Origin of the sequence: Promicromonospora vindobonensis, assembly GCF_042685865.1 — a bacterium.
Lineage (GTDB): Bacteria > Actinomycetota > Actinomycetes > Actinomycetales > Cellulomonadaceae > Promicromonospora > Promicromonospora vindobonensis.
Window position 1 is genome coordinate 2,617,843 of record NZ_JBHUOG010000001.1, and the last position, 26,036, is coordinate 2,643,878.

The following is a 26,036-nucleotide window of genomic DNA, read 5'->3' on the forward strand; positions in this document are numbered from 1 at the left end:
GCCGGGACCGGCTTCAGGGACGGGCGGTCGCAGCCGCCCTCGCCGCTGCGGGCAGCGCCTCCAGGATCCGGTTCACCGCGACGTCGTCGTGCGCGGCGGACACGAACCAGGCCTCGAACACCGACGGCGGGAGGTTCACGCCCGACGCCAGCAGCGAGTGGAACAGGGCCGTGTACCGGAACGACTCCTGCGCCTGGGCCTGGGCGTAGTCACGCACCCCCGACGCGGCCGCCAGCGGGCCGAAGAACACCGAGAACAGCGAGCCGGCCCGCTGCACGCGGTGCTCGACGCCCTCGGCGCTCAGGGCGTCACCGACGGCGTTCGACAGCGTGGCGGCCACCTCGTCCACCCGGGCGTACACGGCGTCGTCGGCCAGGCGGAGGGTCGTGAGACCTGACGCGACCGCGACAGGGTTACCGGAGAGGGTTCCGGCCTGGTACACGGGCCCGAGGGGCGAGAGGTGGTCCATGATCGACGCGGGCCCGCCGAGCGCCGCAACCGGCATGCCGCCGCCGACGACCTTGCCGAACGTGAACAGGTCGGGCGTGTAGCCATCGCCCCCGGCGGCGCGGATCGCGTCGTTCTCGACACCCCACCAGCCCGACGGGCCCACCCGGAAGCCGGTGAGCACCTCGTCCATGATGAACAGCGCACCGTGCGCCGACGTGATCCGCCGGAGCCCTTCGTTGAACCCCTCTGCAGGCGGCACCACGCCCATGTTCGCGGGCGACGCCTCGGTAATGACGGCGGCGATCTCCGAGCCGCGCTGCGCGAACGCCGCCTCGACGGCCGCGAGGTCGTTGTAGGGCAGCACCAGCGTCTCGGCGGCGGTGGCCTCGGTCACGCCCGCCGAACCAGGCAGCGCGAGCGTGGCGACGCCCGAGCCGGCCTCGGCCAGCAGAGCGTCCATGTGCCCGTGGTAGCACCCGGCGAACTTGACGACGAGCGGCCGGCCCGTGAACCCACGCGCGAGCCGGACCGCCGTCATCGTCGCCTCGGTGCCCGTGGACACGAGCCGGACGCGCTCGGCGGCGGGTACCCGGCGCCGGACCTCCTCGGCGAGGTCGACCTCCGCGACCGTCGGGGCGCCGAACGACAGGCCGCGCGCGGCGGCCTCCTGCACGGCAGCGACGACCTCGGGGTGGGCGTGGCCCAGCAGCGCCGGGCCCCATGAGCAGACCAGGTCCACGTACTCGCGCCCCGCCACGTCCGTGACGTAGGGGCCACGGGCGGAGGCGAGGAACCGCGGATCGCCGCCCACGCTCCGGTACGCACGCACCGGCGAGTTCACGCCACCCGGGATGGCGCCCTGTGCACGCAGGAACGCTGCGTGGTTCGCCTCGGGGGCACGGCGCAGGCCCTGGGCCTCGACAGGCTCGACCACCGGTTCGCTCACTTGATCCACTCCGCAATCTCCAGGGCCCAGTACGTGAGGATCACGTCGGCGCCCGCTCGCTTGATGCTCGTCACCGACTCCAGGACGGCCCGGTCCCGGTCGATCCAGCCGTTCGCGCCGGCCGCCTCGATCATCGCGTACTCGCCGGACACCTGGTACGCCGCAACCGGCACGTCGCTCCGGTCCGCGACGGCCCGCAGCACGTCCAGGTACGACCCCGCGGGCTTCACCATCACCATGTCGGCGCCCTCTGCGAGGTCCAGGTCGGCCTCGCGCAGGCCCTCACGGGCGTTCGCGAAGTCCAGCTGGTACGTCTTGCGGTCGCCCTTGAGCTCCGAGTCCACTGCCTCCCGGAAGGGGCCGAAGAACGCGCTCGCGTACTTGGCGCTGTAGGCGAGGATGCTCGTGTCGACGAACCCGGCGTCGTCGAGGGCGTCCCGGATCATCGCCACCTGGCCGTCCATCATGCCCGAGGGCGAGATCACGTCGGCGCCCGCCTTCGCCTGCGCCACCGCCATGGAGGCGTAGCGGGTGAGCGTCGCGTCGTTGTCCACAGCCCCTGTGGACGTGAGGACACCGCAGTGGCCGTGGTCGGTGAACTCGTCGAGGCACGTGTCGGCCATGAGGACCGGTACGGCTGCGCCGGGCCCGCTGGTCGAGGTGCCCGAGACCTCGTCCAGCGCCTCGCGCGACGCGCGCAGCGCCCGCTGCAGGATCCCGTTCGGCGCGTCCCCCTGCGAGCCGTTCGCGTCCTTCACCGACGGGATGCCGAACAGCATGATGCCGCCGAGACCAGCGTCGCGTGCGGCGCGCACCGCCTCCACCAGGGACTCCTCGGTGTGCTGCACCTGGCCGGGCATGCTCGTCAGCGGTGCGGGCTCGGTCAGCCCTTCCTTGACGAAGAGCGGCAGCACCAGGTCGGCCGGGTGCAGCCGGGTCTCCGCGACCAGGCGACGCATGCCCGGTGTGGCGCGCAGACGACGCGGTCGGTACACGATCCCGGTGGAGCTCAAGGTGTCCTTCTTTCTGTTCTGCTGAGTTGAGATGACAGGTGCATCAGGTCCTGACGAGTGCCTCGGTCACGGCGGAGGCAAGGGACTCGTCCGTCGGCTCGTCGGCCACCGCGAGCACCGTGTGCCCGACGTCGGCGGCTACGCGGGCAGACGGTTCGCCGATCGTGACGACCCGCTGCGGGCCCAGCTGCTCCGCGACCTGGCGAGCCACCGAGCCCGAGGTGACCACGACGACGTCGTAGGACCGCCGGAGGTGGGCGGGCAGCTCACGGGTCACCGTCCGGTAGGCGGTCACGACGTCGGCGGCCCAGCCCTTGGCCACGAGGCCTGCGCGCAGCGTGTCGGACGCGAGGTCGCCGAGCGGCAGCAGCACGCGGGGTGCGGTGTCCCGGCCGCCAGGCGCGGCGGGGAACGCCTCGGCGAGTCCGGCACCGGTGGCGGTGGCGGGGACCAGGTCGACGGTGATGCCGTACCCGACCAGCGCCTGCTGCGTGGCGGGCCCGACGGCGGCCCAGCGGACGTGCTCGGACCTGTGGTCGGGCGGAACCATGTGCTCCACGGGGTGCGTTGCGCTGCGTAGACGATGTGCACCGAGAGCAACATCTTCCGCGCCCGGTGTCTCTCCCTCGCGGCCGGTCGGTGCGGCGGTCGCCCCGAACAGCGCCTCGACGGCGTTCACGCTCGTGATCGCGACCCACTCGTACGCGCCGTCGGCGAGGCGCGCTCGGGCCGCGTCGAGCGTCGCCCGGTCCTCGACCGCAGCGCGCTCGATCACAGGGGCGGCCACAGGGTCGAGCCCGTGCTCGCGCAGCAGTGCGAGCAGCCCCGCTGCACGCTCCGGGGCACGGGCCACCAGGACGGCCGCCTGCCCGGGCGGCGCGGCCGGACGGAGGCCAGGTTCGGTCACGCCTTCTCCGGGACGGTGGTGCTCAGCGGGGCGAGCCGCTCGGCGCCGTCGGCGAGCAGGTGCTCGGCGACGGAGACGCCCAGCGCCCTGGCGGCGTCGTCGATCACCTCGGGTGCGATGTCCTGGGAGAGCCGCGTCTCGCCGCCGCGCGACATCTGCTCCGAGCCGTCCACCGCTGCCACCACGGAGCGCAGCCGCAGGACGTTGCCGGACACCGTCGCGTACGCGCCGACCGGGGCGGCACAACCGGCCTCCAGCCGCGCGAGCACCGAACGCTCGGCGAGGACCGCGAGGCGGGTCGGACGGTGGTCGAGCAGGTGGATCGCCTCGGCGAGGTCGGGCATGCGGGGCGGCGCGCCGGCGTCGGACCTGATGTCGGCCGTCCGCACCTCCACGGCGAGCGCGCCCTGGCCGGGCGCCGGGGCGACGACGCCGACGTCGAGGGCCTCCGTGACCACCTCGGTACGGCCCAGCCGCGCGAGGCCCGCGTACGCGAGAACCACGGCGTCGAGGTCGGCCTCGGGCCCCAGCGCCCGGTCGAGCCGGGTCCCGACGTTGCCGCGGATGTCGACGACCTCCAGGTCCGGCCGGGCGGCCCGGATCTGTGCGGCGCGCCGGGGAGAACCGGTGCCGACGCGCCCGCCGCGGGGCAGCGTCGCGAGAGTGAGCCCGTCGCGGGCGCAGAGGGCGTCGCGCGGGTCCGCACGCTCGGGCGTCACGAAGGTGAGGTGGGGCGCCGGCGTCGTGGGCAGGTCCTTGAGCGAGTGGACGGCGACGTCGCAGCGGCCGTCCAGCAGCGCCTCGCGCAGGGCGGTCACGAACACCCCGGTGCCACCGAGGCTCGCCAGGCTCCCCTTCTTCACGTCCCCCTCGGTCCTGATGCGCACCAGCTCGACGGGCCGGCCGGTCAGCTCCTCCAGGCGCTTGGCCACGAGCCCGCTCTGGGTGGTGGCGAGGGCGCTCGCGCGCGTGCCGAGGCGGATCGGCGCGACGTCGCCCGTGGCGCTTCCGGGGGTGCTGACGGAGAGGGGGGTCGGGGTCACCATCCCAGTCTCTACCCGAACCCCCGTGGGGAGGAAACCCGGCGGCACATCTCACAGGGTTGCTGGCGAGCTGTCAGAACCCCCTGACCTCGGGGCAGACGTCGAGGAGGCAGTGGCTGCACTCGCTCGGTTCGACGGCTATGCGCAGGGGCGGCTAGGCGCCGAGAACCCGATGCTGGGGCCGATGAGCTCCATCCTGTTGCGGATCGAGTCGACGTCGTCGTCGCAGATCGAGAACCTCACGGTCGGTGCGCGCCAGCTCGCCCTGGCCGAGCTGACCGCCGAGCCGGGTCAGCCCGGCTCCCCGAGCCGCCCGGCCGTGCCCTGCGCGTGCCCGACGATCGCCGCCAGGCCGGTGCCCGCGACCCAGCCGCCCGTGACGTCGAGGCCGGGTTCGGCCAGGACCGCCGCCTCGAACTCCTTGATCGCGGCCCGGTAGGCCGGCGTCGGTGGCGGCAGCGACCCGTCCCAGCGCTGGTGCACGCTGTCCCGCACGCGGCCGGTCAGGTCGACCCCGAGCAGCGCCGAGGCGTCACGGGCCGCCTCCTCGGCGGTGGGGTCAGGAGTCGGCTCGCCGATACGGCCGTAGCTGAGTCGCACCACGTGCCATCCCTGCCCGACGGCGTCGCGCACCCGCCGGGCGAACCACGGCCACTTCGCCGTCGCATGGGTCAGCGCCTTGGCGCGGACGGCGCCCGGCGCCGTGCCGGGGGCGACGAGCATCCCCGAACCGCGGGGGGCCGCGTCCAGCTCCGGTGCCTCGAGGAGGAGCGTGACCAGCCGGATGTCGGCGCCGCGCTCGGGGGCCGGCGGCATGGCGAGGGCAGCGGGACCGAGCTCGGTGCGGGTCGCGAGCACCAGCCGGGGGGTGCGCAGCGTCTGGCCCGCCTCGGTGCGCACCAGCCAGTCGGCGGGACGCCCGATACCGGCGACTCCCGTGCCCGCCCCGCCGGACGCTCGCCGCACCTCGACGACCGGCGCGCCGCACCGCACGTCGAGCCGCTCCAGCAGAGCGTCCACCAGCGCGTGGATCCCGCCGTCGATCCCGCGCACCGCGGAGCCGGGGGGAGCCGCCGCCCGCAGCGCCGCCACGGCCTGCGAGAGCGACCCGGTCCGCGAGTAGGCCTCCAGCAGCCCTGGCGCGACGGCGGCCACGTCGAGCCGGTCGAGCGGAGCCGAGTGCACCCCTGCGGCGACCGGGGCCACCAGCCTGTCGACCACCCGGGACCCGAGCCGCGACCGTGCGAACGCCCCCAGATCCGTCGTGTCGACGAACCGGGCAGGCAGCACCCGGTCCAGGGCGCCGCGCAGGGCGCCGGGCCAGCCGATCGCGCGCCGCACGTCCGCAGCCCACGGGCGAGAGGGGATGCCCAGGACACCGGCGGCCGGCAGCGGGAACGCGCGCCCGGCGGCGTAACCCCAGGCGGTGAGGCCTGCGGGCGCCTCGACGGTCAGCCCGAGCTCCTCGGCCAGCCGTTCGACGGTGCCGCCCCGCACCGCGAACGACTCGGCGCCCAGGTCCAGCGGCACGTCAGGCACGGAGGGGAACGACCCGCCCCTGACCGGTCCGCCGGCCCGCTCCGACGCCTCCAGGACGACGACCCGCAGCCCGCGCTCCACGAGCGTGTGCGCGGCGACGAGCCCGCCGATCCCGGCCCCGACGACGACGGCGTCGGCGTCCGTGTCGGCGTCGGCCGGGCGGGTCACAACGAGTGCACCAGCTCGACCACCCGGGTCAGGACGGCCGGGTCCGTGTCCGGCGGGACGCCGTGGCCGAGGTTGACCACGTGCCCGTTGGCCGTGCGGCCGCGGGCGACCACGTCGCGCACGTGCGCCTCGAGGACCTCCCACGGCGCGGCCAGCAGGGCGGGGTCGATGTTGCCCTGCAGGGGGACACCCGGCAGCAGCGCAGCGGCCTCGTCGAGCGGCGTCCGGTAGTCGACGCCGACGGCGTGGTCGGTGATCCCTGCCGACACCAGCACGGACCGCATGGCAGGCAGCAGGTGCCCGGTACCGGTACCGAAGTGGATGCCGGGCACTCCCGTGTCCGCGACGTAGGCCAGGGCCCGCGTCGACGCAGGGGCGACGCGGGACGTGTAGTCGGCGAGCGAGAGCGAGCCGGCCCAGGAGTCGAACAGCTGCACGGCGCTCGCCCCCGCCTCCACCTGCGTGCGGAGGAACGCTCCGGTGAGGTCGGCGGTCCACGTCACGAGCGCGTCCCAGGTCGCGGGGTCGGCGTGCATCAGGGTGCGAGCGGCCAGGTGGTCCCGTGACGGCCGGCCCTCGACGAGGTACGCCGCGAGCGTGAACGGAGCACCGCCGAAGCCCAGCAGCGGCGTCGTGCCCAGCTCGGCGACGGTCAGCGCGACGGCTTCGCGGATCGGGTCGAGGGCAGCGTGGTCGAGCGTGCGGGACACGAGGCCCGCGACGTCGTCGGCGGTGCGGTACGGCTGGTCCATGACCGGGCCGACGCCCGGCACGATGTCCACGCCGACCCCTGCGAGCTTGAGCGGCACCACGATGTCGGAGAAGAAGACGGCCGCGTCCACCCCGTGCCTGCGCACGGGCTGCAGTGTGATCTCTGACGCAAGGTCCGGCCGCAGGCAGGCCTCGAGCATGTCGGTGCCCTGGCGGACCTTGCGGTACTCGGGCAGGGAGCGGCCTGCCTGGCGCATGAACCAGACCGGTGTGCGACCAGGCCGATCACCCCGGAGGGCCTGCACAAGGGGTGCGGCAGAGGTCCGCCCGTCGGCGAGCGGATGAGTGGGGGCGATCGTGGTGGACTTCACGCTTACCGATTCTGCCCTGCCGGGCTGGGGTGCATAAAGTTGGAGCACTGTGGTTCTCCTCTCCCTCACCGCCAGCCACCGCGAGCTCGACCTCGACGCGCTGGAACGCCTGTCCACGGGTTCGTCGTCAGTGGGTCGCGTCGTCGTGGGCACGTGCGGTCCTGTCGCGGGCGCCGTGGTGATCTCGACCTGCAACCGTTTCGAGCTCTACCTCGACGTGGACGCGCCGCTCAGCGGCGACAGCGTCCGGCACGCGACGCGGCACGTGGCCGAGCTGGTGGCCAACGCGTCCGGCGTGACCGGCGACGTCGCGGCCCGGAGCTTCACGGTCCGTACCGGGCCCGAGGTCACCGAGCACCTGTTCGCGGTCGCGTCGGGTCTCGACGCCATGGTCGTGGGCGAGCGAGAGATCGCAGGGCAGGTGAAGCGCTCGCTCGCGGTCGCCCGCGAGCAGGAGACCACCTCCAAGACGCTCGAGCTGCTCTTCCAGACGGCGTCGCGCACCTCCAAGCGGGTCGGTACCGACACGGAGCTCGGCTCCGCCGGGCGGTCCGTCGTGGCGCTCGCGCTGGACCTCGCCGAGCGCGAGCTGCCCCCGTGGGACGGCACGCGGGCGGTGCTCATCGGCACGGGCTCGTACGCCGGCGCGTCCGTCGCGGCCCTGCGAGCACGCGGCTGCGACGACATCCGCGTCTACTCGCAGTCCGGTCGGGCCGAGGTGTTCGCCGAGTCGCACGGCGTCGAGCCGGTGGACTCGCTCGTCGAGGCGCTGGCCGACGCCGACCTGGTGGTCAGCTGCAGCGGCGCGCGCGGTCGCGCGCCGGCCGGGCAGGCCGAGCCCGCTGCGGCCGATCCCACGCAGGCTGGGCCCTCGGTGGTCGGGCCCGTCGAGGCGCAGCTCCGCGGTCTGACGAGCGAGGACCGCCCCGAGGCGAGCCTCGGCCACGTCCTCGACGCCGCAGCGCTGGTCCGGGCGCGGGAGCGCGCCGCGGACCGGGCGGGCGACGAGCCGGAGCCCCGGCCGCTCGTGATCCTCGACCTCGCGCTGCACCGCGACGTCGACCCGGGGGTCGCCGACGTGGAGGGCGTGCTGCTCTTCGACCTCGCCACCCTGAAGGCGCACGCACCCGCGGTGGCGCACGACGTCGTCGCGCAGGCGCAGGGCATCGTGGACGGCGCCGCGCGGCGCTTCGAGGAGACCCGCCTGGGCCGGGAGGCCGACGCCGCTGTGGTCGCCCTCCTGGACGAGGCAGAGGTCCGGGTGGCCGCGGAGGTCGCCGACGCCGTCTCCCGGCTCACCGCGGAGCTGTCCGCACGAGGAGAGCCCGCCCCGGCGGAGGCGGACGCCGACGCCATCGCCCGCGAGGTGCGCAAGCGGGTGCACGCCGAGCTGCACGACAAGATCGTCGTGGTCCGGGCGAAGGCCACCGCTGAGGCGAGGGCCGCAGAGGCAGCTCTCGTCCACGGAGCGGAGGCCCTGACGATGCAGGCGTCCGCCCAGCGAGACGCCGGCCGCCCCGGTCGCCGATAACGCTGACCGCCAGAACTGGCGGAACAAGCCGGACGGACCGCCTTTCAAGGTCCAATCCGGCCTTCGTTACACGATCGTAACAAGGGTGATTTTATTCACCCGGTGGTGGGGGCTAGGTTCGGGGGCTCAAGGACCGAACGCGCTTATGCGCAACGAGATGCTGGAGCAACTTTTGAAGCACGCAGCACCCAAGAAGAAGACCGCATCGGCGGGCGCGCGGACCATCGCGACCGTCGCCATCGCAACCGCGGCCACAGGCATGGCCGCCCCGGCCATGGCCCTCGACGGCTCGCCGCTGGACTCCCTTGGTGACGTCGGCGCGACCGCCGACGGCCTCAAGTCGAGCCTCCCCGCCATCTCCTCGACCTCGATCGACCTGAGCGAGCTCACCGACGCCGTCCCCGCGGCCGACGCGGTGGCCAAGAAGCTCCCCGCCTCGATCGCCCCCACCACGGCCCTCGCGCCGAACTACGAGCCGGCCCAGTACGTGTCCGGTGCCGTCCAGGGCGCCGCACCCCAGGCCGTCTCGAACGTCGTGCGCGGCGTGACCAACGGTTCCGCCGTCTCCGGCGCGGCCGGCACCGCCCACTCGGCGCTCGCGAACGTGCTCGGCGGCAACGTCGTCGGCACCGCGACCGGTGTCGTCGGCACCGCGACCGGCGTGGCCGGCACCGCGACCGGCGTGGCCTCCGGTGTGGCCGGTGGCGCCGTCAACCACGCGGCCGGCACCGTCACCGGCGTCGTCGGTGGCGTGGCGTCCGGTGACATCGTCGCCGGTGCCACGGGCACCGCGACCGGCGTCGCGACGGGTGCGGTCGAGAACGCGCCCGCCACCGTCGCCGACGTGATCCGCAACGTGCCGAACGTCGTCGGCGGCGTGACCGGCCCGGCCGCAGGCCTTGCCGCCACCCTGCCGGGCGTCCTCGGCGGCGTGGGCAGCCTCGTCAACAGCGTCGTGTCGCAGGTTCCCGGCGTCGTCGCGGGCGTCCCGGGCGTCGTGGCCAAGGTCACCACGCCGGCCGCCGGTGCCGTCGAGACCGTCGTGGGCGACGTCGCCGTCGACGGCGTCGTCAAGCCGGTCGCCACGGAGATCGTGCCGGGCGCCGTGGGCTCCGTGCAGGGCAACGTCGTGCCGGGCGCCACCTCGACCGTCGGTCACGTGGCCGGCTCCACCGTGCCGGGTGCCGTTGGCACCGTGACCGGTGACGTCGTGCCGGGCGTCGTGAACGGTGTGGCCAAGCCCGCCGGGGACGTCGTCCTCGGTGGTGTCGTCAAGGGTGTCGTCAAGGACAACGTGGTCGACAACGTGGTGAAGCCGGTCGTCAAGGACACCGTCGTGGACAGCGTTGCGAAGCCGCTGGTCAAGGACGTCGTCGTGGACGGCGTCGCGAAGCCCGTCGTGAAGGACGTCGTCGTGGACGGCGTCGCTAAGCCCGTCGTGGACACCGTCGACAGCACCGTCAAGGGTGTTGCCGGCGGCGCTGTGAAGGACACCGTCGGCGGCGTCACCGGCGCCGTGGACGGCGTGACCGGCGGTGCCGTCAGCGGCGTCACCGGCGGGCTGCTGGGCGGCCTTTCCTGACCCGAACCCCGAGAGGACCCCAGCCTCTTCGGTCTTGACGTAGCAGGGTGGAGCGCCATTGGCGCTCCACCCTGTTTACGTTTTAAGAGCCTTTGTCAAGGTTCAATTCTCTATGTCTGTTGTTATCGGATCGTTACCATCGGATCAGGTTTTTCCGGTCTACCCCTTTTTCCGTCATTCCGGATCCGGTAGCGTCGTCGCGTCCCCCGGGTTCCGGGCCGTTGTAGCCGACCAGCTGGAGCAGCTCCCATGAAGCACGCCGCAGTCAAGCCTTCGTCCGTCGCGAGGTCCACGGCCTCCCGTGTCGTGGCGACGATCGCGCTCGCCACCGCGGCGACGGCAGTCGCCAGCCCCGCGATGGCCAACGAGGGCGGCGGCCACGACGGGCATCAGGGATACGACGGGCATCAGGGGTACGGCGGCCACGACCGGGACCGCGGGCACGACGGCGGCCGCGACTCTCGCGAGGCCCCGCGTTCGTACGAGCCGGCCCGCTACAGCGAGCCGAACTACGACATGCCGCGGTACGGGTCCCAGCAGGGCGACTGCGCCCGTGGCGAGGCCCAGGCCCGCTCGGGCTGGGACGAGGGCGATCGTGAGCAGGTGCGCGAGGCAGTGCGCGACTACGTGAACGAGGCCGACAAGCCAGCGCAGAAGCTGGAGCCGAAGCCGGAGCCGGCAGTCGTCGAGACCGTCACGCAGCCGGCCACCGCCACGGAGCAGGCAGTTCCCGTCGAGGAGGCCACGCAGGCGGTCGCCGAGACCGTCGTGCCGGCTGCGGCCGAGGCGTCCGAGCCCGCCGCGTCCGAGCCGCCGGTGGCCGTGCAGGCGCCAGGCCAGCAGTGGCAGGGCAGGCCGACGGCGGCCGACACCGCCGGGGCCGAGTTCACCACCTATGTCCCGTCCGAGGGTGCAGAGGCCGTGGAGCAGGATGCCTCCGCGCTCGCCGAGGCCACCCTCGACGCCCCGGTCCGCCTCGCCACGACCGGTGCGGAGGCTGCAGCCCTCACGGCCGCGGCCGGCGCCCTCGTGATCGGCGGCGCGGGTTCGCTCCTGGTCGCTCGCCGCAGCCGCGTCCGCGCCTGACCTCACTCATCGCCGGTCGGCGCGCTCCGGCGGCCCGTCGTGCCCGGCGGGTGCGACCTGCCAGGCGGGTGCGTCGGTACCCCACGGGTGCGCCGGGTGCGCGTAGTCGTCGTAACCGGGGAGAGCCGGCCGCGCGGTGGTGACCCGCCCGTGTGTCACGGTCTCGGTCGTGCGCCCGTCGCCGGGCTCGGCGCCCCGCGCGCCGAGAGCCTCCGCGCGCCGCGGCACCGCGGCGACCGGGTGCAGCGGGTCCCGTCCCGGCAGGTCCAGCAGCCACGTCGCGGTGCGCGCGAGGGACACCGACACGTCCCGGCCCGGGCCGTCGCCCCGCATCGTGAGCGCGTCCACGATCCCGGCGGCGAGCAGGTACCCGGAGGCGTGGTCGAGGGCCTGGGCCGGCAGGGCCCCTGGTGCCCCGTCCGTGCCCTCCAGCAGCGCGATGCCGCTGGCTGCCTGCACTATCGAGTCGAAGCCCCTTCGGCCGGCCCACGGTCCGGTGTCGCCCCATGCGGACACCCTGCCGGTCACCACGCCACGGGGGATCCGGAGCCCCAACGACTCGACCGCGCCGGGCCGATAGCCGGTGACCAGCACGTCGGCGCTGCTCAGGAGGTCCTGCGCGGTACGGCGGTCGTGCGCGTCCCGCAGGTCCAGGACGGTGCTGCGCTTGCCCTGCCCCGTGTCGAGGTGCTGCCACTCGATCTCCGCGGGGACCGGCGGGTCGACGCGAAGCACATCCGCGCCGAGCAGCGCGAGCGTGCGCGTGGCCACGGGCCCGGCGATCACCCGGGTCAGATCGAGCACACGCAGACCGGACAGCGGCGTGGCGCCGCCGGTCGACCGGTCCGTCGCGGGGCGCCGTCCGAGGCCCGGCGAAGGGTCCGCCCTCGGTACCGTCCGCACCAGCGGGCCGGACGCCGCTGCGCGCCCCGGCTCCGACGTCCGCCACTCCTGCTCCGTCCGCACGCGCACCACGATCGCGCCGGCGTGCGGCCCTGAGCCTGCCGGTTCGGCCGCGCGGTCCTCGAGCTCCTGCCCGGAGAGCTCGGTGAGCCGGTGCGCCAGGGCGGGCCTGCCGACGTCGTCGGGCAGGCCGACGAGGGCCGTCAGCCGGGACCGGTGGTGCGGGTAGTTCGCGTGGGTGCGGACCCAGCCGTCGGCCGTGGCGAAGAAGCCGGAGAGCGGGGCGAACCCGGCCGTCGGCTCCCCGTCGAGCGCGAAGACCCGGTCGGAGGCGAGAGCAGCGGCGAGCCGAGCGGGGTCAGGTCCGGCAGGCTCGTCGGCTCCCGCCGCCCCGCGGCCGGCCCGCGCGGCAGCGCGCTGGACCGCCCTGACCGCGTCGAGCGCGAGGTCGAGCACGGGCAGGTGGGCGGCGAGCCAGGGTTCCACCGCCCCATCATCCGCCTGCCGGTCCTGCCGGAGCCACGACGTGTGGCGGGGACTGCGACGGACCACTCCCCAAAACATCACCGGCCGGACAGATCTGTGCCCATGCGCGCGGATACACTCGCCGCATGGCCAAGAATCCCCCCTCCGACTTCGTGCTGCGGCCCTTCGAAGGTCTCCCTGGGGAGACCGACTGGGTGGCGATGCGCGAGATCGTCCCGTCAGCGACCGCGACCGCCCGCACGACCGCCGAGTACGGCTCCCGCGACGTGACGATCGTGACGCTGCTGCCGGGGGCCTGGACGGCTCTGCACCGTGCCGACGGCACGGTCCTGCTCGCCGTGCAGGGGGTCCTCAGCACGGGCGACGTGAGTCGCGACCTCGCCGCTGCGCTGCTCGAGGTGCTGGAGCTCGAGCCGGGCACGGCAGTCGAGTCGGGCGATCTGCCTGGTGAGGGCCCGCGCCTGCAGGACGTGCTGGACCTGAGCGTCCCGTTCGAGGTCACGGTGCACGAGACGTTCGACTTCTGGCTCGACCCGAGCGCCGACGTCACGCCGGAGCTCAAGGAGAACCTCGAGGACGCCGCCGACGGCGCGATCCCCACGGTGAAGGTGTCCTCCGTCGAGTCGGCGTACTGGTGCAGCATGACTCGCGAGTTCCTCCGCTGGGCTCGTCCGGAGCCGGAGGACGACCTCATCGACGCGCTCTCTCGCCTGCACGCAAAGCGCGAGTCAGGGCTCGCAGGTGGGAAGTTCGTGGGAGCGTTTCGTGCGTCCGGGCTGGTCGTGCCGGTCTGGGAGCTGCCGAAGGGTACTGAGGCAGCTGACCTGGAGGGCCCGGCGACGGAGCTCGGAGACAGGCTCGCGAAAGCCCTTGCCATCAAGGAGCCGCTTGATGCGAACGAGCGACGCGCAAGAGCAGGTATCGTCTCTCGGCAGGTCACCCTGCGTTAGTCCGGACACCCCGGCCGGGCGCGCGCGAGCGGCCCGGAACGCGTCGGCAGTCACCGAGGATCGCCACGAGCGGTCCAGGTTTCGGCAACTAGCGGACCAAGGGAGTAGGATTCCAGGGGTAAACCTTTGCACTCACCAAGCAAAGGACTATCCGGCCACCCACCAAGGCAAATCGACGCTTCAGGCAGGACAGGTGTGAACGCTCTCCCGGTCGCGAAGACCACGCGTCCCGGCAATGCTCAGGCAGGTAAGAACGTCCAACGGGTTGCGGCGATCATCCCGGCCAAGGACGAGGCCGACCGCATTGCCGCTACCGTGCGCTCTGCGCGTGCGATTCCCCACGTCGACCTCGTGCTCGTGGTCGACGACGGCTCCGAGGACGACACGCAGCATGTTGCGCGTGCCGCCGGAGCCGTCGTCGTGCGCCATTCGCACAACCGCGGCAAAGCAGCAGCGATGGAGACCGGCGCGGCAGTGGTGGCGATGCGTGACGCCGACGGTCGCCCCCCGCGTCTCCTCATGTTCATCGACGGTGACCTCGGCGACACCGCCGTGAACACCGCCCCGCTCGTTCGTCCCGTCCGGGAGGGCGTCGCCGATCTCACGATCGCCCTGCTGCCCAAGCAGGCGGGCGCGGGCGGGCGCGGCATCGTGGTGGGCGCGGCCCGCCGGGCGATCGAGGCGATGACGGGCTGGAGCCCGTCGCAGCCGCTGTCCGGCATGCGCTGCCTCACCAGGGAGGCCTTCGAGGCGGCCACCCCGCTCGCTCGCGGCTGGGGTGTCGAGACCGGCATGACCATCGACCTGCTGCGCAAGGGGTACGTCGCGGTCGAGGTGCCGTGCGACCTCAAGCACCGGGCCTCCGCGAACGACATCAAGGGCCAGATCCACCGCGCGGCCCAGTATCGCGACGTGCTGCTGGCCGTGAACGCGCGCAAGATGCGCGGTGCGGTGGACGCGGTGCGGCACGCGGGCTCGAACGTCCGTAGCTGATGGGCGGGTGCCCGCACGCCCGCCCCGTACCCTGATCCCATGGGGTGGCAGGTCTGGCTCGGAATTGCCGCGATCGTCGTCGCACTGCTGGCACTTGCCGTCGCCACCGTGGTCTGGACGCAGCAGGCGCGAATGCGGCGCAGGGACCACCGTCGGGCGACGCCGCAGAGCGCGCAGGACGCGCCGCAGCTCGCAGTGGTCGTGAACCCGTCCAAGCAGGGCGCCGGCGGCTTGCTGGCCCAGGTCCGCGCCCACTGCAGCGCCCAGGGCCTCCCGGAGCCCCTCTGGTACGAGACCACGGTGGTCGACCCGGGCAAGGGCCAGGCCCAGCAGGCACTGGCCGACGGCGCCGACATCGTCATCGCGGCGGGTGGTGACGGCACCGTACGAGCCGTCGCCGAGGTCATGGTCGGCGCGGACAAGCCGATGGGCGTGCTGCCCGTCGGGACCGGCAACCTCCTGGCCCGGAACCTCGAGCTGCCACTGACCAGCGTGGTCGGCGCCCTCGACGTGATCGTGCACGGTCGCACGCGTGCTATCGACATCGGCTGGCTGCGGGTGACCGAGTTCGCCGACACCCCGCGCAACGGGGAGCACCCCAACCAGCCCGACCACGAGCCCGATACGGAGCGCGAGCACATCTTCCTCGTCCTCGCCGGGCTGGGCTTCGACGCGGCGATGGTCGCGACCGCCGACGCCGACCTGAAGAAGCGGGTGGGCTGGGTCGCCTACTTCGTGGCGGGGCTGTCCCACATGCAGGCCCGGCGCATGCGCGCCACCCTGCAGCTCGACGACAGCCCGCCGGTGGAGGCCCGCGCCCGGTCGATCATGGTCGGCAACGTCGGGATGCTTCCGGGCGGCGTGACCCTGTTGCCCGACGCCGTGCTCGACGACGGCGTGCTCGACGTGGCGGCCGTCGACGTCCGCGGCGGTGTGCTCGGCTGGGCCCAGCTGACGCTCGAGATCGCCATGCAGGGCGTGGGGGTGCGCAACGACCTGCCGGAGAAGCTCGGGCGCATCGACCACACCAAGGCACGGCGCGCGCGCATCCGGGTACCGGCTGGTGAGGAGGCCCAGGTGGACGGTGACCCCCTCGGGCGGGCCGTCGAGATCGACGTCCACGTTCAGCCGGGCGCCCTGCTGGTCCGCGCACCGTGACTGCCCGGGCCATCTACCCTAGGCGGGTGAATCCCCGTTCCACACGAGCCATGACCCTGCCCGCAGTCCTGGTCATGGTCGTGGCGGCGCTGCTCGGCCTGCTGGGCCCCGCGGTGGCGTCGGCGGCGCCACGGGCCCAGCTCGCCGCGGGGTCCGAGCCGGCCGTAGGGTCCGGTTCGGCGCCGGCCCCTGAACCCGTCGCCCCCGTGGTGGTGGTCGGAGTGGCCGGTCTGCGCTGGACCGACGTGTCGCGCAGCACCACCCCGAACCTGTGGCACATGATCGGCGGCGGCTCGGTCGCCTCCATCAACGTCCGCACCGCGGCACCGGCGACCTGTCCGCTGGACGCGTGGCTCACTCTCTCCGCCGGCACCCGGACGGTCTCGGCGGGCAGCGCCGAACGTGCGGATGCGCCGGCCCCCGAGCCGCAGGACGGCCAGCCGCCCGAGGCGCGCGGGGCGACGTCGTGCACCCCGGTGCCCCGGGCGGTCGGGGAGACGAGCGCCGAGCCGACCACCGCGACGGTGGACGGCTGGGCCCAGCTTCCCGAGCAGGAGGAGGACCCGGAGGAGGGCGAGGAGCCCGTAGGCCCCGCCGAGGCTCCGGCCCCCGGCCTCCTCGGCGAGATGCTCGCAGAGGCCGACACGTGCTCGACGGCGGTCGGACCGGGCGCCGCCGTGATGCTCGCCCGCGAGGACGGCACGGTCGAGCGATACGTCCCCTCGCTGGAGGCGCTGCAGACGACGGTGACCCCCGGGTCCACCGACACGGCGCCGAGCGACGCCGCCTGGAGCGACGTCCTGGCCGAGTGCCCCGTGACCGTCGTCGACGCGGGCAGCCTGCCGGAGGGCCCGGAGCGGGCCGACGCGCTCGACTCGCTCGACAGCACCCTGAGCACCCTGCGGACCGGCCTGCCGGACGGCACCCGGGTGCTCGTGGCTGGCATCGCGGACACGCCCCTCACGCAGCAGGGGCTGCAGGTCGTCGTCGACTGGGTGGTCGACGGGCCGCGCGTGCGCTGGCTCACGTCCGACGCGTCGCGCAGCACCGGGTTCGTCCAGCTCACCGACCTGACCGCTACAGCTGCCGAGGCAGGCGGCGCCCTCCCCGACCCCGAGGCGGAGGAGCCGGGACCCGGCCCTGCCGTCGAGGAGCCGGCCATCGACGGCATGCCGATCGAGGTGGGCGAGCCGCGCCGGACCACTGTCGCCCGCACCGTCGAGAACCGGCAGTACATCAACGTGCTGGCCGGCACGATCCCCGCGCAGGCGCCCGCGTTCGCCGGCGCGATCGCCCTGTTCCTGCTGATCGCCGTGCTGGTGCTCGTCCTGCCGCGACGCACGGGGCGGCCGCGTCGGGAGCCTGGTCCCTACCGCCAGCGGCTCGCGCTGGGCGCGACGCTCCTCGCGGTCTCTGCCCCCGCAGCGGCGATCCTGGCGACCCTGACCAGATGGTGGGTCTGGCCGGCGCCAGAGTTCGGTCTGGCCCTGTCGCTGACCACCGCTACGGTCCTCGTCGCGCTCGCCGTGCGTGGCCTGTCCGGTCGGCTCCCCGCGGCGCCGTGGCGCAACGCCGTCGCGGCGGCGGGGGTCACCTGGCTGGTGTTCACGATCGACGGGGCCACCGGGTTCACGCTGCTCCAGGGCTCGCTGCTGGGCTCGTCGCTCGCCACGGCCGACCGGTTCTACGGGTTCTCCGACGTGGCGTTCCTGCTCTACGCACTGGCCGGGCTCGTGCTCGCGGCCGGCCTGGCGGCCTACGTGGTGCGCGGCCGCACACCGTCCGGCGCTGACGCAGGGCTGGGCGACGGCGGGCGTCGTCCGGGCCCGCTGCGGTCAGCCCGCCCGGTGTGGCTCGCCGGCGGCGTCGTGGCCGCCGTCGCGCTCGTGACGGTCGGGGTGGACGCAGCGCCGTTCCTCGGGGACCGCCTGCGTGGGCTGGTCCTGCTGGTGCCGTTCGCGATCGTCGCGCTGCTCGCGATCCGGTCCGACCTGGTCGTCCGGTTCCTCGACGCCCGCGGCTGGCGCCCAGGCTCGCCCGACGAGGTGGCCTCGCTCGCCCCGGGCGCCGTGCGCAGGGCAGGCGGTCCGGGCAGGCCGGCCGAGCCGGTGCGTGGCGTGCCGTCCGCCGTGCTGGCCCTGTCCGGCGCGCTGCTGCTCAGCCTCCTCTTCGCGGCGGCCGTGCTGCCGGCGCCCGGCGCCGACGCGGCGGGCGAGGAGTCCGGCGCGCTCAGCACCGCTGACCCCGTCGTGCCGCCCGGCGGCAGCGTCGTGGTGATCGGCACGCAAGGCTTGCGCTGGACCGATGTCCAGCCGTCGCTCGACACCGGCAAGGCGCCAGCACCCACCCTCTACGGCCTCCTGGCCGGGGGCGCGGACGCCGCGGGCCTCACGCTGCCGAACGGACGTGCGGCGCGCTGCCCGGACAGCGGCTGGCTCAGCCTGTCCGCGGGCAGGCTCGCCGAGGTGGCCGACGAGCGCGACGCGGACAACCACTGGATCTGCGACGACGTCTCCGTGACGCCGGCGCGGGGCGACAGCCCGGCCGTCGTCGACCAGTGGGACCGCTTCCTGGAGCTCCAGCGCGGGTCCGGCTACGCCGCTCACCCCGGCACGCTCGGCGCGGCCCTGGCGAACGAGTGCACGACGGCGGTCGGCCCCGGCGCCGCGGTGGCGCTCGCCGACCGGGACGGCAGCGTCGGCCGCTACTTCGACTTCGACACGGCGGTGTCCGACGGGTCGGGCGCGTGGGACTGCCCGGTCACGTTCGTGGACGCCGGCTCGGCGCTGCTGGACGTCGAACAGCGTGCAGCGCTGGAGAAGGAGCAGGACGGCAGGGAGCAGGTCGAGGCTCTCCGCGCCGACCTGGTCTCGTCCGTCGACCTCGCGGTGTGGCGCGTGCTCGACGCCGCCCCTGCGGACACGACGGTGCTGGTGATCGACGTCGCGACCGTGCCGGAGCACCCGCTCGAGCTGGGCCTGGCGATGATGCGCCCGTCCGCTGCGAACGAGGGGCTGCCGCGCTACCTGGCCAGCACGGCGACCCGCACCGAGGGCGTGGCCCGCCTGATGGACGTCCCGGCAGCCGTGCTCGACGCCGCCGACGTGGACCTGCCCGCCGACGTCGACCCGACGCCGCTGGTGCGCGGCGGCGAGCGTCCGGCGTCGGCCTGGCTCACCGCCGACGAGCTCGCGGACATGACTGCCCGCGACCATGTGCGCCGTGACGCCTACATCTGGCTCGTCGACGTGCCGTTCTGGCTGGGCCTCGCGCTGGCCGCTCTGTGCTGGTGGGTGCCGCGCCGGCGCCGGGCGCGAGGGCTGGGTGACGTACCCGGCAGGTGGCGGCGCGCCGCCGAGGTCGCGGCTACCGCGTTGGCCGCGCTCCCTGCCGGGGGGTTCCTCGCCTCGCTGACCGGCTGGTGGCGGTTCGACCTGCCGGTCCTCGCGATAGTGGGCGCCACGGCACTCGTGACGGCAGCCGTGAGCGGGCTCAGCCTGCTCGCCCCGCGACGGCCGCTGTGGGCGGCCCCCGGTGTGGTCGCAGGCATCACGTTCGTCGCGCTCACGATGGACGCGTTGTTCGGCACGCCCTTGAACCGGGCGGCGCCGCTCGGGTCGGCCCCGACGTTCGGCGCGCGGTTCTACGGCTTCGGCAACCCCACGTTCTCCGTGTACGCGGTGGCGGCGATCGTGCTGGCGGCGGCGCTCGCCCAGCTGCTCGTGACCCGGGGACGCCGGGTGCTGGCCGCGCTCGCCGTGACCGCGGTGGGGGTGATCGCCATGGCGATCGTCGTGTGGCCCACCCTCGGCGCGGATCTGGGCGGCGGGCTGGTGCTGGTCCCGGCGTTCGTGGTGATCGGCATGGCAGCCGCCGGGCTACGGCTCACCTTCTGGCGGTTCCTCTGGGTGGGGGCCGCAGGTGTCGGGGTGGTCGCGCTCGTCGGGGTCCTGGACTGGCTGCGGCCGCCCGAGGCCCGCTCGCACCTCGGCCGGTTCGTGGGCCAGGTGATCGACGGCGAGGCCGTGTCGACGGTGCTCCGCAAGGCCCTGTACGCGCTGAACTCGATCACCGGCGGGCCGGCGGTCTGGACCACGGTGCTCGTGCTCGTGCTGGTCGGGCTCGCCCTGTACGGCCCTGCGGCGTGGCGGGAGCGGCTGACCCCCGGCTGGTTCCTGCGCGCGCAGGAGCGCTGGCAGTTCCTGCGTCCGGCCCTCGTCGCGATGTGGGCGATGGCCGTCCTCGGTTCCCTGGTCAACGACTTCGGCCTCCGGATCGCGATGATCGCGCTCATCCCGGCCGTGCCGCTCCTCACGATGGTCGCGCTGCGGGCCACGCCGACAGGGCAGCGCCGATAGGCTCACTCCCGTGATCGATCTCCGACTTCTGCGCGACAACCCCGACGTCGTCCGCGCGAGCCAGGTGGCCCGCGGCGACGACCCCGACCTGGTGGACGCGGCCCTCGACGCCGACGCGCGCCGCCGCTCCTCCCTGGCGGAGTTCGAGAGTCTGCGGGCCGAGCAGAAGGCCCTGGGCAAGAAGGTGGCGCAGGCGCAGGGCGACGAGAAGCAGGCCCTGCTGGCGCACACCAAGCAGCTCGCCCAGGACGTCAAGAGCCACCAGGCCGCCTCGACGGAGGCCGAGCAGGACCTCGACCGGGTCCTGTACTCGATCTCCAACGTGATCGAGGGCGCGCCGGCCGGCGGCGAGGAAGACTTCATCGAGCTCAAGCAGGTGGGCCAGCGCCGCGACTTCGCGGCCGAGGGCTTCGAGCCGAAGGACCACCTGGAGCTGGGCGAGGGTCTGCGCGCGATCGACACCAAGCGTGGGGCCAAGGTGTCCGGGGCGCGGTTCTACTTCCTCACCGGGATCGGCGCGCGCCTGGAGCTGGCACTCCTGAACATGGCGATGGACCAGGCGGTGCAGGAGGGCTTCACGCCCATGATCACGCCGACCCTCGTCAAGCCGGAGACCATGCAGGGCACGGGCTTCCTCGGGGCCCACGCCGACGAGATCTACCGCCTGGAGAAGGACGACCTGTACCTGGTCGGCACCTCTGAGGTGGCCCTCGCCGGCTACCACAGCGACGAGATCATCGACCTGTCCGACGGGCCGATGCGCTACGCCGGCTGGAGCGCCTGCTACCGCCGTGAGGCCGGCTCGGCGGGCCGCGACACGCGCGGGATCATCCGGGTGCACCAGTTCCACAAGGTCGAGATGTTCAGCTACTGCGCCCCGGAGGACGCGGAGGCCGAGCACCAGCGGCTGCTGGGCTGGGAAGAGGCCATGATGGCCAAGGTCGAGCTGCCCTACCGCGTCATCGACACGGCGGCGGGCGACCTCGGTTCGTCGGCGGCCCGGAAGTTCGACTGCGAAGCGTGGCTGCCCACGCAGGAGCGCTGGCTGGAGCTCACGTCGACGTCGAACTGCACCACGTTCCAGGCCCGCCGCCTCGGCATTCGTGAGCGGACCGAGGACGGCTCCACCCGGAACGTCTCGACCCTGAACGGCACGCTCGGCACCACGCGCTGGATCGTCGCCCTGCTCGAGAACCACCAGCAGGCCGACGGCTCTGTGTACGTGCCGGAAGCGCTGCGCCCCTACCTGGGCGGCCTGGAGCTCCTGGAACCCACCAAGTAGCCCCCTTGGCTGTGAGCGTGACCGTTGCGCCTGTGACGGACACGTAGGCGCAACGGTCACGCCCACAACCAGGTTTCGATCACGGGTGGACGGCTGGCGTTCATGTTCCTGTCGGTAGGCTGCCAGTGTGCCCAGCAACAGCCATCGAAAGCTCGTAGCCCTGGACATCGACGGCACGCTCGTCACCTACGACGAAGTGCTCTCCGATGCCGCCCGAGACGCTGTAGCCGCCGTCCGGGCGGCGGGGCACCACGTCGTGCTCGCCTCGGGCAGGTCGCTCATCGCGATGACGCCCATCGCGGCGGAGCTGAAGATCGAGGAGTCCTGGATCGTCGCGTCGAACGGCGCGGTCACCGCGCGGCTCGATCCGACGGCCGACATGGGCTACACCCTTGAACGGGTCGAGATGTTCGACCCGCAGCCGGTGCTCCGCATGCTCAAGGAGGAGCTTCCGCACGCGCGCTACGCGGTCGAGGACGTCGGCGTGGGGTTCCGGATGACCGAGCTCTTCCCCGACGGGGAGCTGAACGGGGAGCACCGCGTGGTCGACTTCGAGGAGCTCTGGGCAGGGCACGTCACCCGCGTGGTGGTGCGCAGCCCTGGTGAGACCAGTGCGGAGTTCCACGAGATCGCGGCGCGCCTCGGCTTCGACGACGTCACCTACGCCGTCGGCTGGTCCGCCTGGATGGATATCGCGCCGCAGGGCGTGACCAAGGCATCCGCGCTGGAAGAGGTGCGCAAGGAGCTCGGCATAGCGCCCGAGGACACCGTCGCCGTCGGCGACGGGAGCAACGACATCGACATGCTGCGCTGGGCCGGCCGGGGCGTGGCCATGGGCCATGCGTCGGACACGGTGCGGTCAGCTGCGGACGAAGTTACCGGCTCGATCGACGATGATGGTGTTGTGGAAGTGCTCAGATCCCTGATCTGAGGGTAAAAATGACCAAGGGCTGAAGCCACGGGTGAAAGATATCCGTGCAAAGGTATGGAACACCCGGCCAATGCCTGTACATTTGGGCCCGATCCGTCGACGGGTGACGGCGCTCACGGTGCCATGGGGGTACGTGATGATCCTGGACGACCAGCCGGTGTCCATGCGAGTGCGCAACGATGCGCCTCATCTGGTCGCCCTCGACATCGACGGGACCCTGTTGGTCACCGGGCAGCGAGTGCCCGAACCGACGGTTCTGGCCGTGCGTCTCGTGCGTGGCCGGAAACATCACGTGGTCCTGGCGTCGGGCCGGTCGTTGACGGGCATCCTGCCGGTAGCCAGGGAGCTGGGCATCACCGACGGCTGGGTCGTCGCCTCCAACGGCGCGGTGACGGCGCGGCTGTGCGATACCTGCCCCAACGGCTACATGCTCGAGGACGTCCTGACGTTCGACGTCGGCCCGGTGGCGCAGATGGCGCTGAGCCGCTTCCCGGACGTGCAGATCGGCGTCGAGGAGATCGGCGTCGGCTACCGCGTGAACCGGATGTTCGCGCACCACGAGGTCAACGGAGCGCAGCGGGTCGTCGCGGTCGACGGCCTGGGCACGCTGCCGGCGTCGCGTGCGATCCTGCGCGGCCCGGGCGTGCTGGACCTGCTGGAGCCGCTCCGCCGGCACGGCGTCACCGCCACGCAGGCCGCGGCGGACTGGATCGACGTGACACCGCGACACCTGAGCAAGGCGACGTCGCTGGAGAACATCCGCGCCGCGCTCGGCGTCCCGCAGCACAACACGCTCGCCGTCGGCGACGGTCTGAACGACATCGAGATGCTGAGCTGGGCCGCACGCGCCGTCGCGATGGGGCACGCCCCCGACGAGGTGAAGGCGATCGCCAACGAGACGGTCGGCGACATCACCCAGCACGGCGTGATCCAGGCGCTCAAGACCCTCATCTGAGGCGGCTCTCGCCGGGGTGGTCCGACTGCGAGGTGGGCACCCGGCATGCTCGAGGGGCCACCTCGCTGTCCGGCTGCCGTGACCCGACCGCCTGGTGACCTGGCTGCCCCGTGGCGCGGCTGTACTCGTGCGAGGTCAGCGGGCGGTGAGGATCAGCGGGCCGTCCTCCGTGATCGCGATCGTGTGCTCCGAGTGGGCTCCGCGTGATCCGTCCGCTGAGCGCAGCGTCCAGCCGTCGGCGTCGGTGTAGATCTCGTCGGTGGTCTCGAGGAACCACGGCTCGACGGCGATGACGAGGCCGGGCTTGAGCGGGAAACCCCGGCCGGCGCGTCCGTTGTTCGGCACGTGCGGGTCGCCGTGCATGGTGCGACCCACGCCGTGCCCGCCGAAGTCGGTGTTGATCGAGTACCCGGCGGCGTGCGCGACCTCGGCGATCGCTGCGGAGATGTCGCCGATCTTCTTGCCAGGCTGCGCCGCGGCGATGCCGGCGTCGAGGGCGACCTCCGTGGTGCGGATCAGCTTCGCGTCCGCCTCGGCGCGGCCGGGCGCGGGCGTACCCACCACGAACGACAGTGCGGAGTCGGAGACCCAGCCGTTCACGGACGCGGCGAAGTCGATCGACAGCAGGTCGCCGTCCTTGAGCTGGTAGTCGAACGGCAGGCCGTGCAGCACGCCGTCGTTCACCGAGGTGCAGATGGTCTTGCCGAAGGGCATGGCGCCGAACGACGGGTGGTAGTCGATGTAGCACGACTCCGCGCCGCGGTCGCGGATCATCTTGTGCGCGACCTCGTCGAGCTCGAGCAAATTCACCCCCACCCCGGCGGCGGCGCGGACGGCGAGCAGCACGTCCGCGACGAAGCGTCCCGCCGGGCGCATCTCCTCGATCTCGCGCGGCGTCCTCAGCTCGATCATGTCCGTCCTTCCGTAGGGGCACCAGGGATCTGGCGGCATAAGCCTACGTCCCGCCACCCACGGGCGATCCTGCACGTGAACCACGGCGTTGCGTGAAGGCGACCCTGGGTTTCACCCGGCTTGGGCCGCACGGGTGATTGCAACGGTTTCGTAATGCAAGGCGATGCTGTATGGGCTTGCATTGGACGGTGAACCACGGTTGCGTTGAGGAAGGGCAACCTGGCAGTCTGCCGGGCCGTACCCGCACGTCAGAGGGTTCTGAGCCCACGAAGCAGTGGAGGAGCACGAGATGACTATTCGGATGGCTTCCAGGCGCCGCACGGTCGCCGTAGCGGCGGCCGGCGCGACCCTGGCCCTGATCCTGTCGGCCTGTGCCGACACCGATGACGGCGGAGGCGACGGCGGTGGTGGCGGTGGCGACGCCACGGCCGCCCCTGCGCTCGAGTGCAGCGATTATGAAGAGTTCGGCGACCTCGAGGGCAAGACGGTCTCCGTCTACACCACCATCGTCGAGCCGGAGGCGGAGACGCAGCAGGCGTCCTACGAGCCGTTCGAGGAGTGCACGGGCGTCACCATCGACTACGAGGCCTCGCGCGAGATGGAGGCTCAGCTCCCCGTGCGGGTCCAGGCGGGCAACCCGCCGGACATCGCGATCCTGCCGCAGCCCGGCCTGCTGAACACCCTGGTGACGCAGTACGAGGCAGTGCTTCCCGCCCCGGAGCAGGTAGAGGCCAACGTCGACGAGTTCTGGTCGGAGGACTGGAAGGAGTACGGCACCGTCGACGGCACGTTCTACGCCGCACCGCTGGGCTCGAACGTGAAGTCGTACGTCTGGTACTCGCCCTCGATGTTCGAGGAGGCCGGCTACGAGGTCCCCGAGACCTGGGACGACATGATGGCGCTCACCGAGGAGATCGCGGCGACCGACGCCATCCCGTGGTGCGCAGGTGTCGAGTCCGGTGACGCCACCGGCTGGCCGGGTACCGACTGGATCGAGGACACGGTGCTGCGCTCGGCCGGGCCCGAGGTCTACGACCAGTGGTACACCCACGAGATCCCGTTCAACGACCCGCAGATCGTCGAGGCCTTCGACGCCGCCGGCGAGATCCTCAAGAACCCGGACTACGTGAACGGTGGCCTGGGCGGGGTCGACTCCATCGCGACGGCGCCATGGACGGACGCCGGATTCCCGATCCTGGACGGCTCCTGCTGGATGCACCGCGCTGCGAACTTCTACCAGACGCAGTGGCCGGAGGGCACCGAGGTGGCGCCGGACGGCGACGTCTACGCGTTCTACCTGCCGTCGATGAATGCTGACGAGCGACCGACGCTGGTGGCCGGCGAGTTCATCGGTGCGTTCAACGACCGCCCCGAGGTGCAGGCCTTCCAGACGTACCTGTCGAGCGCGGACTGGGCCAACGCCAAGGCGGCGGCAACGCCTGCCGGTGGCTGGGTGAGCGCGAACAACGGGCTCGACATGGAGCTGCTGGCCACGGACTTCGACAAGCTGTCCGCCGAGATCCTTGCCGACGAGGCGACGGTCGCCCGCTTCGACGCGTCAGACCTGATGCCGTCGGAGGTCGGGGCAGGCAGCTTCTGGGCCGGCATCACCGACTGGTTCGCATCGGATGCCAGCAGCCAGGAGGTCACGGACACGATCGAGGAGTCCTGGCCCAAGGAGTGACCCACAGCTCGCGGCCTGAGTGACGCGCGGAGGCGCGGGACCTCGTGTCCCGCGCCTCCGTGGGCCCTGGGGCCGGG

The 26,036-nt window shown here is 73.0% G+C and carries 19 protein-coding genes; 11 read left to right on the forward strand and 8 right to left on the reverse strand.

Annotation, left to right across the window (positions count from 1 at the left end; genetic code table 11):
- Positions 1–13: 13 nt before the first annotated feature.
- From hemL to hemE, 6 genes are all read right to left on the reverse strand, one after another.
- Positions 14–1,357 carry a glutamate-1-semialdehyde 2,1-aminomutase gene (gene hemL / locus ACFS27_RS11825; RefSeq protein ID WP_377183698.1) on the reverse strand — a complete coding sequence of 448 codons (1,344 nt, stop codon included), beginning with the start codon at positions 1,355–1,357 and terminating at the stop codon, positions 14–16.
- 35 nt (positions 1,358–1,392) lie between these two features.
- Complete coding sequence (gene hemB / locus ACFS27_RS11830; RefSeq protein ID WP_377183700.1) at positions 1,393–2,355, reverse strand: porphobilinogen synthase; 963 nt, start codon at positions 2,353–2,355, stop codon at positions 1,393–1,395.
- Between the two features lie 97 nt (positions 2,356–2,452).
- A complete protein-coding gene (locus ACFS27_RS11835; protein WP_377183132.1) occupies positions 2,453–3,316 on the reverse strand; it encodes a uroporphyrinogen-III synthase in 864 nt (287 codons plus the stop codon).
- Positions 3,313–4,359: a hydroxymethylbilane synthase gene (gene hemC / locus ACFS27_RS11840; protein WP_377183134.1), complete on the reverse strand. Its 1,047-nt coding sequence runs from the start codon at positions 4,357–4,359 to the stop codon at positions 3,313–3,315. Before hemC ends, ACFS27_RS11835 begins: the two co-directional genes overlap by 4 nt.
- Before the next feature lie 291 nt (positions 4,360–4,650).
- The gene (locus tag ACFS27_RS11845) at positions 4,651–6,066 is read right to left on the reverse strand and encodes a protoporphyrinogen/coproporphyrinogen oxidase (protein ID WP_377183136.1); all 1,416 of its coding nucleotides are present in this window, start codon (positions 6,064–6,066) and stop codon (positions 4,651–4,653) included.
- On the reverse strand, positions 6,063–7,148 hold the full coding sequence (gene hemE, locus ACFS27_RS11850) for a uroporphyrinogen decarboxylase (RefSeq protein ID WP_377183138.1): 1,086 nt from the start codon (positions 7,146–7,148) through the stop codon (positions 6,063–6,065). The genes ACFS27_RS11845 and hemE overlap by 4 nt, the downstream gene beginning before the upstream one ends.
- Before the next feature lie 49 nt (positions 7,149–7,197).
- Between hemE and ACFS27_RS11855 the strand changes: the two genes are divergently transcribed.
- The 3 genes from ACFS27_RS11855 to ACFS27_RS11865 all read left to right on the forward strand — a co-directional run bounded on the left by ACFS27_RS11855 (position 7,198) and on the right by ACFS27_RS11865 (position 11,347).
- Positions 7,198–8,679, forward strand: a complete 1,482-nt coding sequence (locus ACFS27_RS11855) for a glutamyl-tRNA reductase (RefSeq protein WP_377183140.1) — start codon at positions 7,198–7,200, stop codon at positions 8,677–8,679.
- A gap of 145 nt (positions 8,680–8,824) precedes the next feature.
- Positions 8,825–10,261: a hypothetical protein gene (locus tag ACFS27_RS11860; protein ID WP_377183142.1), complete on the forward strand. Its 1,437-nt coding sequence runs from the start codon at positions 8,825–8,827 to the stop codon at positions 10,259–10,261.
- Between the two features lie 249 nt (positions 10,262–10,510).
- Positions 10,511–11,347, forward strand: a complete 837-nt coding sequence (locus tag ACFS27_RS11865; RefSeq protein ID WP_377183144.1) for a hypothetical protein — start codon at positions 10,511–10,513, stop codon at positions 11,345–11,347.
- Between the two features lie 6 nt (positions 11,348–11,353).
- On the opposite strand, the gene ACFS27_RS11870 is transcribed toward ACFS27_RS11865, so the two are convergent.
- Positions 11,354–12,736 carry a CoA transferase gene (locus ACFS27_RS11870; RefSeq protein WP_377183146.1) on the reverse strand — a complete coding sequence of 461 codons (1,383 nt, stop codon included), beginning with the start codon at positions 12,734–12,736 and terminating at the stop codon, positions 11,354–11,356.
- Positions 12,737–12,861: 125 nt separating this feature from the next.
- Between ACFS27_RS11870 and ACFS27_RS11875 the strand changes: the two genes are divergently transcribed.
- The 7 genes from ACFS27_RS11875 (at position 12,862) to ACFS27_RS11905 (ending at position 23,363) form a co-directional block, all read left to right on the forward strand.
- Positions 12,862–13,686, forward strand: a complete 825-nt coding sequence (locus tag ACFS27_RS11875) for a DUF5926 family protein (RefSeq protein WP_377183148.1) — start codon at positions 12,862–12,864, stop codon at positions 13,684–13,686.
- 195 nt (positions 13,687–13,881) lie between these two features.
- Positions 13,882–14,679 carry a glycosyltransferase family 2 protein gene (locus ACFS27_RS11880; RefSeq protein ID WP_377183150.1) on the forward strand — a complete coding sequence of 266 codons (798 nt, stop codon included), beginning with the start codon at positions 13,882–13,884 and terminating at the stop codon, positions 14,677–14,679.
- Positions 14,680–14,718: 39 nt separating this feature from the next.
- Positions 14,719–15,837, forward strand: coding sequence for a diacylglycerol/lipid kinase family protein (locus ACFS27_RS11885; protein WP_377183152.1), 1,119 nt, complete (start codon positions 14,719–14,721; stop codon positions 15,835–15,837).
- A gap of 50 nt (positions 15,838–15,887) precedes the next feature.
- Positions 15,888–20,195 carry a hypothetical protein gene (locus tag ACFS27_RS11890; protein ID WP_377183154.1) on the forward strand — a complete coding sequence of 1,436 codons (4,308 nt, stop codon included), beginning with the start codon at positions 15,888–15,890 and terminating at the stop codon, positions 20,193–20,195.
- Between the two features lie 10 nt (positions 20,196–20,205).
- The gene (serS, locus tag ACFS27_RS11895; RefSeq protein ID WP_377183156.1) at positions 20,206–21,477 is read left to right on the forward strand and encodes a serine--tRNA ligase; all 1,272 of its coding nucleotides are present in this window, start codon (positions 20,206–20,208) and stop codon (positions 21,475–21,477) included.
- Between the two features lie 127 nt (positions 21,478–21,604).
- A complete protein-coding gene (locus ACFS27_RS11900) occupies positions 21,605–22,408 on the forward strand; it encodes an HAD family hydrolase (protein ID WP_377183158.1) in 804 nt (267 codons plus the stop codon).
- A 103-nt stretch (positions 22,409–22,511) separates the two neighbouring features.
- Positions 22,512–23,363 carry an HAD family hydrolase gene (locus ACFS27_RS11905; RefSeq protein WP_377183160.1) on the forward strand — a complete coding sequence of 284 codons (852 nt, stop codon included), beginning with the start codon at positions 22,512–22,514 and terminating at the stop codon, positions 23,361–23,363.
- A gap of 135 nt (positions 23,364–23,498) precedes the next feature.
- On the opposite strand, the gene map is transcribed toward ACFS27_RS11905, so the two are convergent.
- Positions 23,499–24,275, reverse strand: coding sequence for a type I methionyl aminopeptidase (gene map, locus ACFS27_RS11910; RefSeq protein ID WP_377183162.1), 777 nt, complete (start codon positions 24,273–24,275; stop codon positions 23,499–23,501).
- A gap of 289 nt (positions 24,276–24,564) precedes the next feature.
- Here map and ACFS27_RS11915 point away from each other — a divergent pair, with 289 nt between their 5' ends.
- On the forward strand, positions 24,565–25,959 hold the full coding sequence (locus ACFS27_RS11915) for an ABC transporter substrate-binding protein (protein ID WP_377183164.1): 1,395 nt from the start codon (positions 24,565–24,567) through the stop codon (positions 25,957–25,959).
- Positions 25,960–26,036 lie beyond the last annotated feature (77 nt).

What these genes read in the sequence shown, in the direction of transcription:
- hemB (WP_377183700.1), bottom strand. Translation starts at nt 2,355, where the DNA reads ATGCGTCGCCTGGTCGCGGAGACCCGGCTGCACCCGGCCGACCTGGTG.
- ACFS27_RS11860 (WP_377183142.1), top strand. Translation starts at nt 8,825, where the DNA reads ATGCGCAACGAGATGCTGGAGCAACTTTTGAAGCACGCAGCACCCAAG.
- ACFS27_RS11865 (WP_377183144.1), top strand. Translation starts at nt 10,511, where the DNA reads ATGAAGCACGCCGCAGTCAAGCCTTCGTCCGTCGCGAGGTCCACGGCC.
- ACFS27_RS11875 (WP_377183148.1), top strand. Translation starts at nt 12,862, where the DNA reads ATGGCCAAGAATCCCCCCTCCGACTTCGTGCTGCGGCCCTTCGAAGGT.
- ACFS27_RS11885 (WP_377183152.1), top strand. Translation starts at nt 14,719, where the DNA reads ATGGGGTGGCAGGTCTGGCTCGGAATTGCCGCGATCGTCGTCGCACTG.
- ACFS27_RS11890 (WP_377183154.1), top strand. Translation starts at nt 15,888, where the DNA reads ATGACCCTGCCCGCAGTCCTGGTCATGGTCGTGGCGGCGCTGCTCGGC.
- map (WP_377183162.1), bottom strand. Translation starts at nt 24,275, where the DNA reads ATGATCGAGCTGAGGACGCCGCGCGAGATCGAGGAGATGCGCCCGGCG.
- ACFS27_RS11915 (WP_377183164.1), top strand. Translation starts at nt 24,565, where the DNA reads ATGACTATTCGGATGGCTTCCAGGCGCCGCACGGTCGCCGTAGCGGCG.